We start from the raw sequence: 15,987 nt of genomic DNA on the forward strand, positions 1-15,987 counted from the left end.
TATTCAAACCTGTGCGATCCACTTGCGATGGGTATGGATCGACATCAAAACCCCAAACGCTGACAGCAGCGTCACCAGCGAAGTTCCTCCGTAGCTAATGAACGGCAACGGCACCCCTACAACCGGCAACAGGCCACTGACCATACCGATGTTGACGAAAACGTAAACAAAAAACGTCATGGTCAAGGCACCGGCGAGCAATTTGCCGAACAGCGTTTGCGCCTGGGCGGTGATCACCAGTCCCCGGCCAATCAGCAGCAAATAGATCAGCAACAAAGCACAAATGCCCACCAGGCCGAACTCTTCGCCAAGCACCGCAATGATGAAGTCGGTATGGCTTTCCGGCAGGAAGTCCAGGTGCGACTGGGTGCCGAGCAGCCAGCCCTTGCCGAATACGCCGCCGGAACCGATCGCGGCTTTCGACTGAATGATGTTCCAGCCGGTGCCCAGCGGATCGCTTTCCGGGTCGAGGAAGGTCAGGATTCGCTGTTTCTGGTAGTCGTGCATGATGAAAAACCACATCGCCACCGACACCGGGACCGCCGCCGCCAGCACGCTGAGAATCCAGCGCCAGCGCAGCCCACCCATGAACAGGACAAACGCACCGCCCGCCAGAATCAGCAGCGAAGTGCCGAGATCGGGCTGACGCACGATCAGCGCGAACGGCACACCGATCAGCATCAGGCTGATGCCGACATGCTTGAGTTGCGGCGGCAGCGTACGCTTGGACAAATACCAGGCAATGGTCGCCGGCATCAGGATCTTCATGAATTCCGAGGGCTGGAAGCGGATCACCCCGGGGATATTGATCCAGCGTGTGGCGCCCATGGCGTTGTGGCCCATGATGTCCACCACCAACAGCAGCACCACGCCGATCACATAGCCGAGCGGCACCCAACGCGCCATGAAACGCGGCTCGAACTGGGCGATGATAATCATCGAGACCAGACCGATACCGAACGAAGTGGCCTGTTTGGCCAGCAGGTCCCAGCTCTTGCCACTGGCGGAATACAGCACGAACAGGCTGCCGGCGGCGAGGATCAGCAGCAGGATCAGCAACGGTCCGTCGATATGCAGTCTTTGCAGCAGCGTCGCGCGGCGACGCATCACATCCTCACTGGAGAGCATGCGATCAAAGTTATTCATCACGGGCCGTAGCCTCCGCACTGATTGGGCTGGCGTATTCGGCCTTCAAGCGTCCGTCCTGATCGAGCAGCCAGGCGTCCATGACCTGACGTACGACGGGAGCAGCAACCCCGGAGCCGGACTCACCGTTTTCGACCATCACCGATACAACGATTTTCGGGTCATCAGCCGGGGCAAAACCGACGAACAAGGCGTGGTCGCGGTGACGCTCCTGAACCTTGGAGCGGTCATATTTCTCGCCCTGCTTGATCGCAACGACCTGAGCGGTACCCGACTTGCCGGCAATCCGGTATTGCGCGCCGATGGCGGCTTTGCGCGCGGTACCGCGCGCACCGTGCATCACCTGCTGCATGCCGTGGTTGACCTTGGTCCAGTCCGACGGGTCGCGCAGGATAATGTCCGGCATCGGGTTTTCATCCACCGGCTTCACCCCTTCCAGGGATTTGGCCAGGTGCGGGCGGTTCCAGATGCCTTTGTTGGCGACCAGCGCCGTGGCTTGGGCCAGTTGCAGCGGGGTCGATTGCATATAGCCCTGGCCGATCCCGAGGATCAGGGTTTCGCCAGGGAACCACGCCTGCTTGCGCGTCGCCCGCTTCCATTCGCGGGACGGCATCAGGCCGGGGGATTCCTCGAACATGTCGAGCGAGACCTTCTGGCCGATGCCGAACTTGTTCATGTACGCCGACAGCCGATCGATGCCGAGCTTGTGCGCCAGGTCATAGAAATAGGTGTCGTTGGACCGCATGATCGCCGTATCGAGGTCGACGAAGCCGTCACCGGTGCGGTTCCAGTTACGGTATTTGTGATCATAGTTCGGCAGCATGTAGTAGCCCGGGTCGAACACCCGGCTGGATGCCGTCACCACCCCGGAATCGAGGCCGGCAATCGCCACCGCCGGTTTGATCGTCGAGCCCGGCGGATACAGGCCGCGCAGCACGCGGTTGAACAGCGGCCGGTCGATGGAATCACGCAACTCGGCATAGGCCTTGAAGCTGATCCCGGTGACGAACAGGTTCGGGTCGAAACTCGGCTGGCTGACCATCGCCAGCACTTCGCCGGTCTTCGGATCCAGCGCCACCACTGCGCCGCGACGTCCGCCCAATGCTGCCTCGGCCGCTTCCTGCAATTTGATGTCCAGACTGAGGACGATGTCCTTGCCGGGAATCGGGTCGGTGCGTTTGAGTACCCGCAACACGCGGCCGCGAGCGTTGGTCTCGACTTCTTCGTAACCGACCTGACCGTGCAATTCCGGCTCGTAGAAACGTTCGATGCCGGTTTTGCCGATGTGATGGGTGCCGCTGTAGTTGACCGGATCGAGGCTCTTCAGCTCTTTCTCGTTGATCCGCCCCATATAGCCCACCGAGTGCGCAAAGTGCGCACCCTGCGGGTAGTGACGAACCAGCTGCGCAACCACTTCCACACCGGGCAGACGGAACTGGTTCACCGCGATGCGGGCGATCTGCTCTTCGGTCAGCTCGAACAGGATCGGTACCGGCTCGAACGGCCGGCGCCCCTGGCGCATGCGCTTCTCGAAGATCACCCGGTCCTCGGGCGTCAGCTCCAGCACTTCGACGATGACGTCGAGCACTTGCTGCCAGTCGCCGGAGCGCTCGCGGGTCATGCTCAGGCTGAAGCTTGGCCGGTTGTCTGCCACCACCACGCCGTTGCGGTCGAAAATCAGCCCGCGCGTTGGTGGAATCGGCTGCACGTGGACGCGGTTGTTCTCCGACAGTGTCGAGTGGTACTCGTACTGAATCACCTGCAAGTAATACAGCCGCGCGATCAGCACGCCGATCAACAGCATGATCGCAATGGCCCCGAACACGACGCGGCTACGCACCAGGCGTGCGTCCTTTTCGTGGTCCTTGATGCGGATCGGCTGAGACATGAGGGCTAGATTACTTGTGGTAAGGGTGACCGGACAGCACGGTCCAGGCACGGTACAACTGTTCGCCGATCAGGATCCGCACCAGCGGGTGCGGCAACGTCAGCGGCGACAAGGACCAGCGCTGATCGGCACGGGCACAGACTTCCGGCGCCAGCCCTTCCGGGCCACCGACCATGAAATTGACCGTGCGCGAATCCAGCCGCCAGCGGTCGAGTTCGACCGCAAGCTGCTCGGTGCTCCAGGGTTTGCCATGGACTTCCAGCGTGACGATCCGCTCGTTCGGCCCGACCTTGGCCAGCATGGCTTCGCCTTCCTGGCGGATGAAACGGGCCACGTCGGCATTCTTGCCACGGGTGTTGAGCGGTATTTCCACCAGTTCCAGCGCCAGCTCGGACGGAAGACGCTTGGCATATTCATGCCAGCCTTCTTCCACCCACTTGGGCATGCGTGAACCGACGGCGATCAGGCGCAGTCGCACAGCAATCCCTTACAGCTGGTCTTTGTTGAGCTTGGTGAAATGCTCGTGGGTGTTTTCCGGGCTGTGGTGCTTGGCATCCGCCGCACGACTTTGCTCGGCACCGGCCCACAGGCGCTCCAGGTCGTAGAACTGACGTGCCGAGGCAGTCATCATGTGCACTATCACCAGGTCCAGGTCCAGCAGCACCCAGTCGCTGTCGCCCTTGCCTTCTTCGCCCAGCGGCTTGGCGCCCTGCTTTTTGACTTCTTCGCGAACCTTGTCGAGCATCGCGTTGATCTGGCGGTTGGACGTACCGGTGGCGATGATCATGTAGTCAGTGATGCTCTGCTTGTCGCGAACATCGATGATCTGGATGTCTTGTGCCTTGACGTCTTCCAGCGCAGCTACGGCCAGCTTGACCAGTTCGTCGCCCTTCAGCGGCTCGTTGGTGTTGACCGGCTCTGGCAGCGGGGCGCTCTTGAATGTGCCTTTGCGCTTTACTTTGGTTTGGTCTTTGTCAGTCATATAAAACTCGTTTTGCTCATATATTCGGCGGCTTGGCGATACGTGGATTCGTATCAGTGAAGCACGCCTTGCTCAGTTCGACGCACGATACAGACCGTGCGCATCGATGTAGGCCAGGACCGCGTCGGGCACCAGGAAACGTACCGACTTACCGCTGGCCAGCAGTTGACGGATCTGGGTGGCGGAAACCGCGAGCGGTGTCTGCCAGACGAATGCAATCTGTCCGCTCGGCCCTTTCAGGGCCAGCGGGTCGCTCACCGAACGCGCTGCCAGCAGGTTGCGCAAGGCATCCGGCGGTTCGCTGTCGGCGTCCGGGCGCTGTAGCACCAGGATGTGGCAATGCTGGAGCAACTCTTCCCAGCGATGCCAAGTGGGCAGGCCGCAAAATGCGTCCCAGCCCAAAAGCAGAAAAACCTGGGTCTCGGCGGGCATTTCAGCGCGCATCGACTCCAGGGTATCAATGGTGTAGGACGGTTTGTCCCGCTGCAGTTCGCGGGCGTCCACCACCAGCGGAGGCACTCCGGCCACCGCACACTCGACCATTGCCAACCGATCCTGCGCCGACACCTGCGGCGTACCGCGATGTGGCGGCCGCGCATTCGGCATCAGGCGCAACTCGTCGAGCGCCAACGCTTCGGCGACTTCCAGCCCACCACGCAAATGGCCGATGTGCACCGGGTCGAACGTCCCGCCCAAGACACCAATGCGTCGCGGACGGGTTTCGCTGCCGGGCTGCGGCGCTGTCAGGACGAGGTCGGACAAGTCAGACCGTCGCCTGGCCGCGCAACTGGCCATCACCGACCACGATGTACTTCTCGCAGGTCAATCCTTCGAGACCCACCGGGCCGCGGGCGTGCAGCTTATCAGTAGAAATGCCGATCTCGGCACCCAATCCGTATTCAAATCCATCGGCAAAGCACGTCGGGGTGTTGATCATCACCGACGCCGAGTCGACTTCCGCCACGAACCGGCGGGTGTCGGCGAGGTTTTCGCTGACGATCGAGTCGGTGTGATGGGAGCCGTAATGGTTGATGTGTTCGATGGCCTGATCCAGACCGTCGACCACGCGAATCGACAGAATCGGCGCCAGGTACTCGGTGCCCCAGTCTTCTTCGCTGGCCGCAACGGCATCAATAATCGCCCGGGTGCGTTCGCAGCCACGCAGCTCGACGCCTTTTTCGCGGAACTGGGCAGCCATCGACGGCAGGAAATCCTTGGCAACAGTCTGATCGACCAGCAGCGTCTCCATCGCACCGCAGATGCCATAACGATAAGTCTTGGCGTTGAAGGCGATGCGCTGGGCTTTCGGCAGATCGGCGTGCGCGCTGACGTAAACGTGGCAGATGCCGTCCAGGTGCTTGATCACCGGCACACGGGCATCGCGACTGATGCGCTCGATCAGGCCACGGCCACCGCGCGGCACGATGACATCGACGTACTCGGGCATGGTGATCATCGCGCCAACGGCGGCACGGTCGGTGGTTTCGACCACTTGCACCACGGCGGCGGGCAATTCAGCCTCGGCCAGACCACGCTGAATGCACGCGGCAATCGCGCGGTTGGAGTGAATCGCCTCGGAGCCGCCGCGCAGGATCGTCGCGTTGCCGGACTTCAGGCACAGGCTGGCGGCATCGATGGTCACGTTCGGCCGGGACTCGTAGATGATCCCGATCACGCCCAGCGGCACGCGCATCTTGCCGACCTGAATCCCCGACGGACGGAAGCTCATGTCGCGGATCGCACCGACCGGATCCGGCAACGCAGCCACCTGACGCAGGCCGACGATCATGCCGTCGATACGCGCCGGGGTCAGTTCCAGACGCTCCAGCAATGCCGGCTCCAGACCATTGGCGCGACCGGCAGCCAGATCCTGTTCATTGGCTGCAGCAAGCTCGGCGCGCGCAGCGTCGAGGGCATTGGCAGCAGCCTGCAAGGCGCGGTTTTTCTGCGCGGTGCTGGCACGGCCGATGACCCGCGAAGCTTCGCGGGCGGCGCGACCCAATCGGGTCATGTAGTCAAGAACGGACTCAGTCATGGTCTGCTGGGGTCTTGGCAAAGAGGAAAGCGGCAGATTATAGCTGTCGCGTCCCGGGACTAACAGCGGTGACGGGCGGATGGTCAAAATGAGCCGCGAATCGCCGACGTTCAGGCGTAATTAAGCCGCGCATTGTTATCATCACGACCTCTTCAGCCTGGATAAACCTTGTCTGCCATGTCCAACCTGACTGTTCGCTCCCACGCCGAACGCCTGCCGCTGGGGCTCCCGGACGCTTTTTTTGACCGGGACGCCCAAGTGCTGGCCAGAGAATTACTCGGTAAAGTCATCCGTCATCGCGTCGGCGATCTGTGGCTCAGCGCGCGGATCATCGAAACGGAAGCGTATTACTGCGCGGAAAAAGGCAGCCACGCGTCCCTCGGCTACACGGAAAAGCGTAAGGCTTTGTTTCTGGATGGCGGCCACATTTATATGTATTACGCCCGTGGCGGCGATTCGCTGAACTTCAGCGCGCAAGGGCCGGGCAATGCCGTATTGATCAAATCGGCCTATCCGTGGGTCGATGAAGTCAGCGGGCCGGCGAGTCTGGCGCAGATGCTGGTGAATAATCCGGATGCGCAGGGCCGACCGCGGCCGTCGCAAAAGCTCTGCGCAGGGCAGACATTGCTGTGCAAAGCGCTGGGCTTGAAGGTGCCGGTGTGGGACGCCAAGCGTTTCGATCATGAACTACTTCTGGTAGATGACACCGGCCCGGCGCCCTCGCAGATTATTCAAACCACGCGACTGGGCATTCCCCACGGTCGTGATGAACACCTGATGTACCGCTTCGTCGATGCCACTTATGCGCAATGGTGCACGCGGAACCCGCTGCGGCGCGGTCAGGTCGAAGGCCGGGATTATTTCCTGCTGTAAACACACACCCGCGTAGGAGCTGCCGAAGGCTGCGATCTTTTGATCTTTTGAAAAGCAAAGATCGCAGCCTTCGGCAGCTCCTACAGGGGGATCATCAATGGTTTGGAGTTTGTTGGTATGGGCCCATGGCTCGATAGCGTAACCGGTTGGCTGGCAGCCAACCCGCAGTGGCTGGCCGCCGCGGTATTTATCGTCGCGTGCGTGGAATGCCTGGCGATTGCCGGTTTGATCGTGCCCGGCACGGTGTTGTTGTTTGCCGTGGCGGTACTGGCCGGCAGTGGCGCACTATCGTTGAGCGAAACCCTGCTGCTGGGCTTCCTCGGCGGGATTCTCGGCGATTTGATCTCGTATTTCCTTGGCCGCCACTTCCACCAGAACATCCGGCGCCTGCCAGGCTTGCGCCATCACCCGGAATGGATGGCCGGCGCCGAAAGCTATTTCCAGCGTTATGGCATCGCCAGCCTGTTGGTCGGGCGTTTTATCGGTCCATTACGGCCGATGCTGCCGATGGTTGCCGGCATGTGCGACATGCCCTTCCCGCGTTTCGCCGCCGTCAGTTTGCTGGCCGCCGCCGGCTGGAGCCTCGCTTATCTGCTGCCAGGCTGGGCCACGGGCGCGGCGATCCGTTTGCCGCTGCCGGAAGGTTTCTGGCTGCAAGCCGGAATTGTCGCGGCGAGCATCGCCGTCATGGTCGGTCTGAGTGTCAACAGCAGCCTGCGCCGCCATCGCCGCGCAACGATCTGGATCAGCAGCATGAGCCTGCTGATTCTGATCGGTCTGTTCAGTGGCTACCCGTACCTCACCGCGCTCGACCAAGGCGTGATGACGCTGGTGCAGGAACATCGCCAGCCGATGCTCGATGAAATCGCCGTGACGTTCACCCTTATCGGCGAATTCCGCAACATGCTGATGTTCAGCGCCCTGCTCACCGGTCTGTTGCTGCTGTGCCGGCAATGGCGCCAGGCAATTTTCGCCGGCGGCGTGTTGCTCTGCACAGCGCTGCTGAACACCGGCACCAAGATGTTTTTCGCCCGGGTTCGCCCGGAAGTGCTGAGCGATCCGCTGACCAGTTACAGCATGCCCAGCGGCCACGCTTCCGGCTCGTTTGCGCTGTTTCTGGTACTGGCTGTTCTGGCGGGCCGCGGGCAACCGCCGCGCATGCGCCTGACCTGGCTGTTTGTCGGTTGCATTCCGGCGCTGTCGATTGCCTTGTCGCGGGTTTATCTGGGGGCGCATTGGCCGACGGACATCCTCGCCGGGGCGATGTTGGCGGCGTGCGTATGTGCGGCGGGGTTGTGGCTGAGCCAGCGTAAACAGCCACTCAATGCCATGCCGTTCAAGGTCTGGTGGCTGATTTTGCCGGCGCTGGTGGTGTTGTTCAGTCTGTTTGTGTTTCGGCATTTGCCAAACACGATGTTGCGTTACGCGTATTGAACGTCAAAAGATCGCAGCCTTCGGCAGCTCCTACATGTGTTCATGTGTTCGTCATGCAGGAGCTGCCGAAGGCTGCGATCTTTTACGATGTTTCAGGCAAACAGCTCGCCCTGCAGCTCATCGAGCAGCGCCTGGATCGCATCCAGTCGCTGCTGCGGATCGTCGAGCTGCAGCAGGTCGATCTTGTCTTCTTCGGCGAACGGCAACAGATACGCAAGCTGATTGGCCAGTGACTGCTGGCCGAGCGCTTCGGTGCCCATGTTCAAGGCTTCAACCATCGGGTGTTCCGCCAACGCTTTGAGCAGCGCAACCAGGTCGGCGTCTTCGTCCTGCAGCGGTTGCTCGGGCTCTTCGTCGAGCCACTCGACGTCGGCGAGGATCAACTGATCGCGCTGCACTTCAGTGCGCAATACATTGAAACGCCGCCCGCCCTGCACGCGAATTCCCAGCAGGCCGTTGTCCTGCTGCTGGAAATCGGTGATTCGCGCCTCGCAGCCGACCAGTGCATACCCTTCCGGCGCCAGCCCGACTTCGCTGCCTTCAAGAATGCACACCACGCCGAAGCCACCGCCCTGCTTCATGCAGCGGCCGATCATGTCCAGGTAGCGCGCTTCGAAGATCTGCAAGTCGAGGTTGCAGCCGGGAAACAGCACTGTGTTCAGCGGGAAAAGCGGCAGACTCATAGACATTTCCTTACACCACCATCGACACCGCCAACGGCAGGAACACCGCCGTGGCCACGCCCATCAGACTCATTGCCAGCGCCGCGAAGGCACCGCATTCATCGCTCTCCTGCAACGCCACCGAGGTGCCGACGGCGTGTGCGGTCATGCCCAGCGCCATGCCGCGGGCTTCGGGACTGCTCACGCCGAGGCGAGTCAGCAGCGCCGGGCCGAAGATCGCCCCGATCACCCCGGTGATCAACACGAACACCGCTGCCAGCGCCGCGACGCCACCGATCTGTTCGGCCACCAGCATTGCGATCGGCGAGGTTACCGACTTCGGCGCCATGGTCATCAGAATCATGTGATCAGCGCCAAACCACCAGCCCAGCAATACGCCCATGCCGGTCGCCACTACTCCGCCTATCACCAGCGTAGTAAAAATCGGCCAGAACAATTGGCGAATACGCCGCAGGTTGAGGTACAGCGGCACCGCCAGCGCCACGGTGGCCGGGCCGAGCAGAATACTGAGGATCTCGGTGCTCTTGCGGTACTCGGCGTAGGTCAGGCCGCAGCCGACCAACACACCGATCACCAACAGCATGGAGACCAGCACCGGTTGCAGAAAGATCCAGCGGGTTTTCTCGAACGCTGCCAGCACCAGTTGATAGGCACCGAGGGTGATGCCGATGCCGAACAGCGGGTGATGGATAACCGAAGCCCAGGCACCTTGCCAGTCGAAGAGCATCAGGATTCCTCCGACCGGTGCGCGTGACGCTTGACCATGCGTTGCATCAGCACGCCGGCAAAGGCCATCGACAGGATCAGCGACACCACCAACGCGCCGACAATCGCCCAGAAATCGGCCGCGATCGCCGTGGCATATACCATCACGCCGACGGCCGGAGGCACCAGCAGCAGCGGTAGATAACGCAACAGACTGCCGGCCGCGAGGTTCAGCGGCTCGCCGACTTCACCGCGAACAATCAGGAAAATCAGCAACAACAGCAGACCGATGATCGGCCCCGGCAGCACTGGCAACAACACGTGATTGAGCGCCGTGCCGAGCAATTGAAACAGCACCAGCATGGTCAGGCCTCGTAACAACATCCGACTTCTCTCCCCGTCTCTCTCCCGTTCATCGCCCGCATTATAAGCACGCCTGCGCTATGGATCGGCATTCGCCAAAAGCATGGTCGGTTGACCGGAGCAAATCGCCATGATGATCTACAGTGGTTCGCAGGGCGGTCAAATCCCCCACCTGAAAAACTATAAAATCGATGAACCCAAGGAGAGTCTCAATGCCCTATGTTCCCGTTGCAGAGCTCAAAGATTATGTCGGCAAGGAACTCGGACGTTCCGAATGGCTCACCATCGACCAGGAGCGTATCAACCTGTTCGCCGAAGCCACCGGGGATTATCAGTTCATTCACGTCGACCCGGTCAAAGCCGCGCAAACGCCATTTGGCAGCACCATTGCCCACGGCTTCCTGTCGTTGTCGCTGATCCCCAAACTGATGGAAGACATCCTGATCCTGCCGCAAGGCGTGAAGATGGTGGTCAACTATGGTCTGGACAGTGTGCGTTTCATCCAGCCAGTGAAGGTCAATTCGAAAGTTCGCCTGAAGGTCGATCTGGGTGAAGTGACCGAGAAAAAACCCGGCCAGTGGCTGCTCAAAGCGACCGCAACGCTGGAGATAGAAGGCTCGGAAAAACCGGCCTACATCGCCGAGCCGTTGTCGCTCTGCTTCGTCTGATCGTTCCGGATGCGAAGCAGCGCACGCTGTTTCGCGTCATGTCTCTATTTATGCGACGCATAGCTGCGGCATACTCGGTCGCCTAATTGCCCGGATCCCGCTATGCGCTCACTCGCTTCTCTTGCACCCATTGCCCTGACCCTGATGCTCACCGCTTGCGGCGACGGCGAATCGCTGTTGCCACCGGATGCGCGCCTGCCCGACGGCGGACGCTATCGCGGTGAACTGGTCGATGGCTTGCTGCAAGGTCAGGGGCGCGTCGACTACCCCAATGGCAGTTGGTACGCCGGTCAGTTCGACAAGGGCCAATGGCATGGTCAGGGCGAATGGCACGGCAGCAATGGCGAGGTCTATCGCGGCCAGTTCCAGCAAGGTCTGTTCGACGGTCAGGGCAGCCTGACCACCAACGCCAGCAGTTACACCGGCGGTTTCAAGCAGGGCCGGCGTGACGGCGAAGGCACCCTGAAAGAAAACGCCATGACCTACCGGGGCGAGTTCAAGGCTGATCAGTATTCCGGGCTCGGTCGCCTGGAGATGGACGACGGCAGCTCCTACCAAGGCCAGTTCGCCCACGGCAAACCCAACGGCGAAGGCCAACGCGGCGATTCCAGCGGCAACTCGTTCACCGGGCATTTCGTCAACGGTCAGCTGGAGGGCAACGGCACCTTCAACAGCGCCGACGGCGACATCTATGTCGGTGGCTTCAAGAACAACCAGTTGCACGGCAAGGGTCGCTACGAAAACGCTGACGGCGATGTCTGGCTTGGCCAGTTCAAAGAAGGCGCGCTGACCGGCAAGGGCGAATTGATCGGCGCCGACGGCAGCCATTACATCGGCTCGTTCAGCGACTGGCGCTTCAGCGGCCCGGGCCGTTTGAACCTGTCTGACGGCAGTTTCTACATCGGCGGTTTCGACAACGACAGTTATTCCGGGCGCGGCACATTGGTGCTGACCGATGGCAGCGTCATGAGCGGCAGCTGGATCAACGGCCAGCGTGTACGCGATGCCGATGGCAAGTTGCTGCCCGACACGCTGGAACTCGGTCTGCTCGCCCAAGGCCGCTTGCTTGACGATGCACTCGCGGCGATCCCGGCTTCGACCCCGGCGGTCGAGTTGTACACCCTGACCCTTGGCGGCGACGGCAAGCAAAGCGTATTCCTGCGTGAATCCGACTACGTCGCCAACATGCTCAACACACGCTTCGGCGCTTACGGCCAGATCCGGCTGGTCAACCACCGCGATCACCTCGGCGACCGGCCGATGGCCACCCGCGAGAACCTGCGCCGCGCCGCACAAACCCTCGCCGAGCGCAGTGGCCCGGAAGATTTGTTGTTCATCTACCTGACCAGCCACGGCACCGCCGAACATGAACTGGTCCTCGACCAGCCGCGCATGGAACTGGCCGACCTGCCCGCCGACGAACTCGCCGCCGTGCTGGCACCGCTGAAAAACCGTGACAAGATCATCGTCATTTCATCCTGCTACTCCGGCGGTTTCATCCCGGCACTGAAAGACGAACGCACGTTGATCATGACCGCCTCGCGCGCCGACCGGGTGTCCTTCGGCTGTTCGGAAGAAGCCAACTTCACCTACTTCGGCGACGCGCTGTTCGCCCAGGCGCTGAACCAGACCGATGATCTGGAGCAAGCCTTCAAACTGGCCAAGGCCACCGTTGCCGAGCGCGAGCTGGCGGACAATTTCGAAGCCTCGGAGCCGCAGATCTGGGCGCCGAAAACCGTGCTGTCGCACTGGCAACTGCTGCGTAAACAGCAAGCAAGAAAAGCTTTGCAAAGTGCTGCATTGAACGACGGAGCGATAAAGAGCAACTAAGCTGAACAGTATCAAGGGAGAGACACTATGTACTTGACGCCTCAGCACGTATTGCTTGCCGGAGCCACCGGTTTGACCGGTGAACATCTACTCGACCGTTTGCTCAACGAGCCAACGATTTCTCGCGTGCTCGCCCCTTCGCGTCGACCATTGGCCGAACATCCGCACCTGGAAAACCCGGTCGGCGATCCGCAGGCGTTTCTGCCGCAACTCAGTGGCCGTGTCGATATCGCCTACTGCTGCCTCGGTACCACGATCAAACAGGCCGGCTCGGAAGCGGCGTTTCGCGCGGTGGATCTGGACATGGTCGTGGCGTTTGCCAAGCGCGCGCGGGAAATGGGCGCACGGCATCTGATTGTGATCAGTGCGATTGGCGCGGATCCAAAATCATCGGTTTTCTACAATCGGGTCAAAGGCGAAATGGAGCAGGCCTTGCGTGCGCAGGACTGGCCGCAACTGACCATTTGCCGGCCATCGCTGTTATTGGGTGAACGCACGGAGCCGCGTCTGGCCGAGCAACTGGCCGGGCCGCTGTCGAAGCTGATTCCGGGTAAATACCGTGGCATCGAGGCCTGCCAATTGGCACGGGCGATGTGGCGGTTGGCGCTGGAAGAGCAGGACGGGGTTCGGGTGATTGAGTCGGATGATTTGCGCAAGCTCGGCAAATAATCTTCCGCCGCATGATCGTTCCCACGCTCTGCGTGGGAATGCAGCCACGGACGCTCTGCGTCCCAAAGCGTGACGCAGAGCGTCACCGGAGGCGTTACCACGCGGAGCGTGGGAACGATCTGTCTAACTACAATCCGCCTGTTGCCTGAAAACTAACGCCGATCACCGTCAGCAATGACAACGGCAACAACAGCGTATCGAGCAACGCACTCCCCGGCAGATCCACACCCGGATTGCTCGGCGCTTCAGCCCCAAACCGATCCATCGCGCAACACCCGCCATTCATTGCATACAAATCCAGCCGCGTCCCGGAATACACCACCGGCGCTCCCGGTTTGGCTGCATCCAGCGTGCGCGCGGTGGCGCACCCGCTCATCAATAACGCCAGCCCGATCACCAGCAGCTTATTCATCACTGCTCAGATGATGCTCACCCCAACGCGGCAGCATGTCTTGGGGAATGCCCAGCAGATTGAGAATCCGCGCCACGACGAAATCGATCAGGTCATCGATGGTCTGCGGCTGGTGATAGAAACCCGGCGAGGCCGGCAGAATGGTCACGCCCATGTTCGACAGCTTGAGCATGTGCTCCAGATGAATGCTCGAATACGGCGCCTCGCGCGGCACCAGAATCAACTGGCGACGCTCCTTCAAAGTGACATCTGCGGCGCGCTCGATCAGGTTGTTGCAGGCGCCGGTGGCAATGGCCGACAACGTGCCCGTCGAACATGGCACCACCACCATCGCTGCCGGCGCGCCGCTGCCCGAGGCCACCGGCGACATCCAGTCTTCCTTGCCGTACACGCGGATCTGCCCGGCGGCCGCCCCGGTGTATTCGGTGAGGAACGCCTGCATCATCTGCGGCTTGGGCGGCAGCGTGACATCGGTCTCGGTGGCCATCACCAGTTGTGCAGCCTTGGAGATCAGAAAGTGCACTTCGCGATCTTCACGCACCAGGCAATCGAGCAGGCGCAGACCGTACTGTGCGCCGGACGCGCCGGTCATCGCCAGTGTGATGCGTTCGGGGCCATTGCTCTCAAAACGAGTGTTCATTGCAGCGCCTCGGCGAGTTTGCCGTGCAGGCCGCCGAAGCCGCCGTTGCTCATGATCACCACGTGTGTGCCGGGCTGAGCCTGACTCTTCACGCGTTCGATGATGCCTTCCAGCGAATCGCTGACAATCGATGGCCCGGTGCACAACGCGGCGGTGCCGGCCAGGTCCCAGCCGAGGTTGGCCGGGGCGTACCAGATCACCTGGTCGGCATCGACCACGCTGTCCGGCAAACCGTCACGGTGGGCGCCGAGTTTCATCGAGTTGGAGCGCGGTTCGATGATGGCGATCAGCGGAGCGTCGCCGATGCGTTTGCGCAAACCATCGAGGGTGGGGGCAATAGCGGTCGGGTGGGGGGCGAAGTCGGCGTAGATGGTGATGCCGCGTACTTCAGCGACTTTCTCCATGCGCCGTTTGACGTTCTTGAATGCGCTCAAGCCTGCGATGCCCATCGATGGCACTACACCCACGTGACGCGCAGCCGCCAGAGCCGCCAAGGCGTTGGCAACGTTGTGCTGACCGGTCACCTCCCATACGACGGTGCCTAGCGACACGCCTTCGAACATCCCTTCGAAGGCCGACCGTCTTCGCTGAGCAGTTTGTCCTGCCACTGACCGCCGGCACCGGCGGTCTGCACCGGGGTCCAGCAGCCCATTTCAATCACTCGCTGCAACGCCGGCTCGGTAGTCGGGTGGATAACCAGGCCTTCACTCGGGATGGTCCGCACCAAGTGATGGAATTGCCGCTCGATTGCCGGCAGATCCGGGAAGATGTCAGCATGATCAAACTCAAGGTTGTTGAGGATCGCAGTGCGTGGGCGGTAGTGAACGAATTTCGAGCGCTTGTCGAAAAACGCGCTGTCGTATTCGTCGGCCTCGATCACGAAGAACGGCGTACCGCCCAGACGTGCGGACACCGAGAAGTTCTGCGGTACACCGCCGATCAGGAAACCCGGGCTCATGCCGGCGTGTTCCAGCACCCAGGCGAGCATGCTGCTGGTGGTGGTTTTGCCGTGGGTGCCGGCGACGGCCAGCACCCAGCGACCTTGCAGCACGTGATCGGCCAGCCACTGCGGGCCGGAAACGTACGGCAGGCCTTTGTTCAGCACATACTCCACCGCCGGGTTGCCGCGGGACATGGCGTTGCCGATCACCACCAGATCCGGTGCCGGATCGAGCTGCGCCGGGTCGTAACCTTGCGTCAGTTGAATGCCTTGGGCTTCAAGCTGCGTGCTCATCGGTGGATAGACGTTGGCGTCGGAGCCGGTCACGTGATGGCCCAGCTCTTTGGCCAGCACCGCCATCGAGCCCATGAAAGTCCCGCAGATACCCAGAATATGAATGTGCATAGTCGACCTCGTAAAACATGGCCGCAGGTTAGCGTAGGGAGGGGGAAATCGCACTCTTTAGGTGAGGGGCGGGGTGGCTGGGCCGTAACATCTCGACTCGACTGCAGACTACCGCCCTCACCCCCGCCCTCTCCCCGAGGGCGAGGGAGCCCTCCTCCGTCCCTTTCCAAGCCTGAGTTCGGCGCGATCTTTCAGGTCCGCGGTAGTTGTCAGAACTCCACGGGCCTAGCCCAATCTCGTCGTGCGTTGCGTCGGGTCTGCGTCGCTGCTACCCACCCGCCTCTCGCTGCGCTTTGCACTCGGCCTCCGTTCGC

General features: G+C 61.4%; 16 protein-coding genes and 1 pseudogene. 5 read left to right on the forward strand and 12 right to left on the reverse strand.

Annotated features, from left to right (window positions below; translation table 11 throughout):
- Nucleotides 1-3: 3 nt before the first annotated feature.
- From rodA to AK821_RS16930, 6 genes are all read right to left on the reverse strand, one after another.
- Complete coding sequence (gene rodA, locus AK821_RS16905; RefSeq protein WP_064390758.1) at nucleotides 4-1,107, reverse strand: rod shape-determining protein RodA; 1,104 nt, start codon at nucleotides 1,105-1,107, stop codon at nucleotides 4-6.
- Between the two features lie 31 nt (nucleotides 1,108-1,138).
- A complete protein-coding gene (mrdA, locus tag AK821_RS16910) occupies nucleotides 1,139-3,034 on the reverse strand; it encodes a penicillin-binding protein 2 (RefSeq protein WP_064390747.1) in 1,896 nt (631 codons plus the stop codon).
- A gap of 10 nt (nucleotides 3,035-3,044) precedes the next feature.
- Nucleotides 3,045-3,512, reverse strand: coding sequence for a 23S rRNA (pseudouridine(1915)-N(3))-methyltransferase RlmH (gene rlmH / locus AK821_RS16915; RefSeq protein ID WP_003185785.1), 468 nt, complete (start codon nucleotides 3,510-3,512; stop codon nucleotides 3,045-3,047).
- A gap of 9 nt (nucleotides 3,513-3,521) precedes the next feature.
- On the reverse strand, nucleotides 3,522-4,016 hold the full coding sequence (gene rsfS, locus AK821_RS16920) for a ribosome silencing factor (protein ID WP_016986117.1): 495 nt from the start codon (nucleotides 4,014-4,016) through the stop codon (nucleotides 3,522-3,524).
- A 72-nt stretch (nucleotides 4,017-4,088) separates the two neighbouring features.
- Nucleotides 4,089-4,811: a nicotinate-nucleotide adenylyltransferase gene (gene nadD, locus AK821_RS16925; protein ID WP_064390748.1), complete on the reverse strand. Its 723-nt coding sequence runs from the start codon at nucleotides 4,809-4,811 to the stop codon at nucleotides 4,089-4,091.
- Entirely contained in the window at nucleotides 4,780-6,051 is a 1,272-nt protein-coding gene (locus AK821_RS16930; RefSeq protein ID WP_064390749.1) for a glutamate-5-semialdehyde dehydrogenase, read from the reverse strand. The genes nadD and AK821_RS16930 overlap by 32 nt, the downstream gene beginning before the upstream one ends.
- A 177-nt stretch (nucleotides 6,052-6,228) precedes the next feature.
- On the opposite strand from AK821_RS16930, the gene AK821_RS16935 reads away from it, so the two are divergent.
- Both AK821_RS16935 and AK821_RS16940 read left to right on the forward strand, forming a co-directional pair.
- The gene (locus AK821_RS16935) at nucleotides 6,229-6,924 is read left to right on the forward strand and encodes a DNA-3-methyladenine glycosylase (protein ID WP_064390750.1); all 696 of its coding nucleotides are present in this window, start codon (nucleotides 6,229-6,231) and stop codon (nucleotides 6,922-6,924) included.
- 117 nt (nucleotides 6,925-7,041) lie between these two features.
- Entirely contained in the window at nucleotides 7,042-8,358 is a 1,317-nt protein-coding gene (locus AK821_RS16940; RefSeq protein ID WP_064390751.1) for a bifunctional DedA family/phosphatase PAP2 family protein, read from the forward strand.
- Nucleotides 8,359-8,450: 92 nt separating this feature from the next.
- Here AK821_RS16940 and AK821_RS16945 read toward each other — a convergent pair whose 3' ends face one another.
- From AK821_RS16945 to AK821_RS16955, 3 genes are read right to left on the reverse strand one after another with little or no spacing between them, the layout of a single operon-like run.
- Entirely contained in the window at nucleotides 8,451-9,041 is a 591-nt protein-coding gene (locus AK821_RS16945; RefSeq protein ID WP_064390752.1) for an LON peptidase substrate-binding domain-containing protein, read from the reverse strand.
- A gap of 10 nt (nucleotides 9,042-9,051) precedes the next feature.
- A complete protein-coding gene (locus AK821_RS16950; protein ID WP_064390753.1) occupies nucleotides 9,052-9,768 on the reverse strand; it encodes an LrgB family protein in 717 nt (238 codons plus the stop codon).
- Complete coding sequence (locus tag AK821_RS16955) at nucleotides 9,768-10,130, reverse strand: CidA/LrgA family protein (protein ID WP_064390754.1); 363 nt, start codon at nucleotides 10,128-10,130, stop codon at nucleotides 9,768-9,770. The genes AK821_RS16950 and AK821_RS16955 overlap by 1 nt, the downstream gene beginning before the upstream one ends.
- Before the next feature lie 191 nt (nucleotides 10,131-10,321).
- On the opposite strand from AK821_RS16955, the gene AK821_RS16960 reads away from it, so the two are divergent.
- The 3 genes from AK821_RS16960 to AK821_RS16970 all read left to right on the forward strand — a co-directional run bounded on the left by AK821_RS16960 (nucleotide 10,322) and on the right by AK821_RS16970 (nucleotide 13,276).
- Complete coding sequence (locus AK821_RS16960; RefSeq protein ID WP_064390755.1) at nucleotides 10,322-10,777, forward strand: MaoC family dehydratase; 456 nt, start codon at nucleotides 10,322-10,324, stop codon at nucleotides 10,775-10,777.
- Nucleotides 10,778-10,879: 102 nt separating this feature from the next.
- On the forward strand, nucleotides 10,880-12,607 hold the full coding sequence (locus AK821_RS16965) for a C13 family peptidase (RefSeq protein ID WP_064390756.1): 1,728 nt from the start codon (nucleotides 10,880-10,882) through the stop codon (nucleotides 12,605-12,607).
- Nucleotides 12,608-12,634: 27 nt separating this feature from the next.
- The gene (locus AK821_RS16970) at nucleotides 12,635-13,276 is read left to right on the forward strand and encodes an oxidoreductase (RefSeq protein WP_053124198.1); all 642 of its coding nucleotides are present in this window, start codon (nucleotides 12,635-12,637) and stop codon (nucleotides 13,274-13,276) included.
- 127 nt (nucleotides 13,277-13,403) lie between these two features.
- On the opposite strand, the gene AK821_RS16975 is transcribed toward AK821_RS16970, so the two are convergent.
- From AK821_RS16975 to mpl, 3 genes and pseudogenes are all read right to left on the reverse strand, one after another.
- Nucleotides 13,404-13,688, reverse strand: a complete 285-nt coding sequence (locus AK821_RS16975) for a YceK/YidQ family lipoprotein (protein WP_064390757.1) — start codon at nucleotides 13,686-13,688, stop codon at nucleotides 13,404-13,406.
- A complete protein-coding gene (gene ubiX / locus AK821_RS16980) occupies nucleotides 13,681-14,328 on the reverse strand; it encodes a flavin prenyltransferase UbiX (protein ID WP_007909567.1) in 648 nt (215 codons plus the stop codon). The genes AK821_RS16975 and ubiX overlap by 8 nt, the downstream gene beginning before the upstream one ends.
- Nucleotides 14,325-15,673, reverse strand: a pseudogene (gene mpl, locus AK821_RS16985) (UDP-N-acetylmuramate:L-alanyl-gamma-D-glutamyl-meso-diaminopimelate ligase). The gene ubiX and the pseudogene mpl overlap by 4 nt, the downstream one beginning before the upstream one ends.
- Nucleotides 15,674-15,987: the final 314 nt, after the last annotated feature.

It is taken from the genome of Pseudomonas sp. RIT-PI-r, from assembly GCF_001297015.1.
Classification (GTDB): domain Bacteria; phylum Pseudomonadota; class Gammaproteobacteria; order Pseudomonadales; family Pseudomonadaceae; genus Aquipseudomonas.

Coding starts and splice junctions, on each gene's coding strand:
- AK821_RS16935 (WP_064390750.1), top strand. CDS start 6,229: ATGTCCAACCTGACTGTTCGCTCCCACGCCGAACGCCTGCCGCTGGGG.
- mrdA (WP_064390747.1), bottom strand. CDS start 3,034: ATGTCTCAGCCGATCCGCATCAAGGACCACGAAAAGGACGCACGCCTG.
- rodA (WP_064390758.1), bottom strand. CDS start 1,107: ATGCGTCGCCGCGCGACGCTGCTGCAAAGACTGCATATCGACGGACCG.
- ubiX (WP_007909567.1), bottom strand. CDS start 14,328: ATGAACACTCGTTTTGAGAGCAATGGCCCCGAACGCATCACACTGGCG.
- AK821_RS16940 (WP_064390751.1), top strand. CDS start 7,042: ATGGGCCCATGGCTCGATAGCGTAACCGGTTGGCTGGCAGCCAACCCG.
- AK821_RS16975 (WP_064390757.1), bottom strand. CDS start 13,688: ATGAATAAGCTGCTGGTGATCGGGCTGGCGTTATTGATGAGCGGGTGC.
- AK821_RS16945 (WP_064390752.1), bottom strand. CDS start 9,041: ATGAGTCTGCCGCTTTTCCCGCTGAACACAGTGCTGTTTCCCGGCTGC.
- AK821_RS16950 (WP_064390753.1), bottom strand. CDS start 9,768: ATGCTCTTCGACTGGCAAGGTGCCTGGGCTTCGGTTATCCATCACCCG.
- AK821_RS16970 (WP_053124198.1), top strand. CDS start 12,635: ATGTACTTGACGCCTCAGCACGTATTGCTTGCCGGAGCCACCGGTTTG.
- AK821_RS16955 (WP_064390754.1), bottom strand. CDS start 10,130: ATGTTGTTACGAGGCCTGACCATGCTGGTGCTGTTTCAATTGCTCGGC.
- nadD (WP_064390748.1), bottom strand. CDS start 4,811: ATGGCCAGTTGCGCGGCCAGGCGACGGTCTGACTTGTCCGACCTCGTC.
- AK821_RS16965 (WP_064390756.1), top strand. CDS start 10,880: ATGCGCTCACTCGCTTCTCTTGCACCCATTGCCCTGACCCTGATGCTC.
- rsfS (WP_016986117.1), bottom strand. CDS start 4,016: ATGACTGACAAAGACCAAACCAAAGTAAAGCGCAAAGGCACATTCAAG.
- AK821_RS16930 (WP_064390749.1), bottom strand. CDS start 6,051: ATGACTGAGTCCGTTCTTGACTACATGACCCGATTGGGTCGCGCCGCC.
- AK821_RS16960 (WP_064390755.1), top strand. CDS start 10,322: ATGCCCTATGTTCCCGTTGCAGAGCTCAAAGATTATGTCGGCAAGGAA.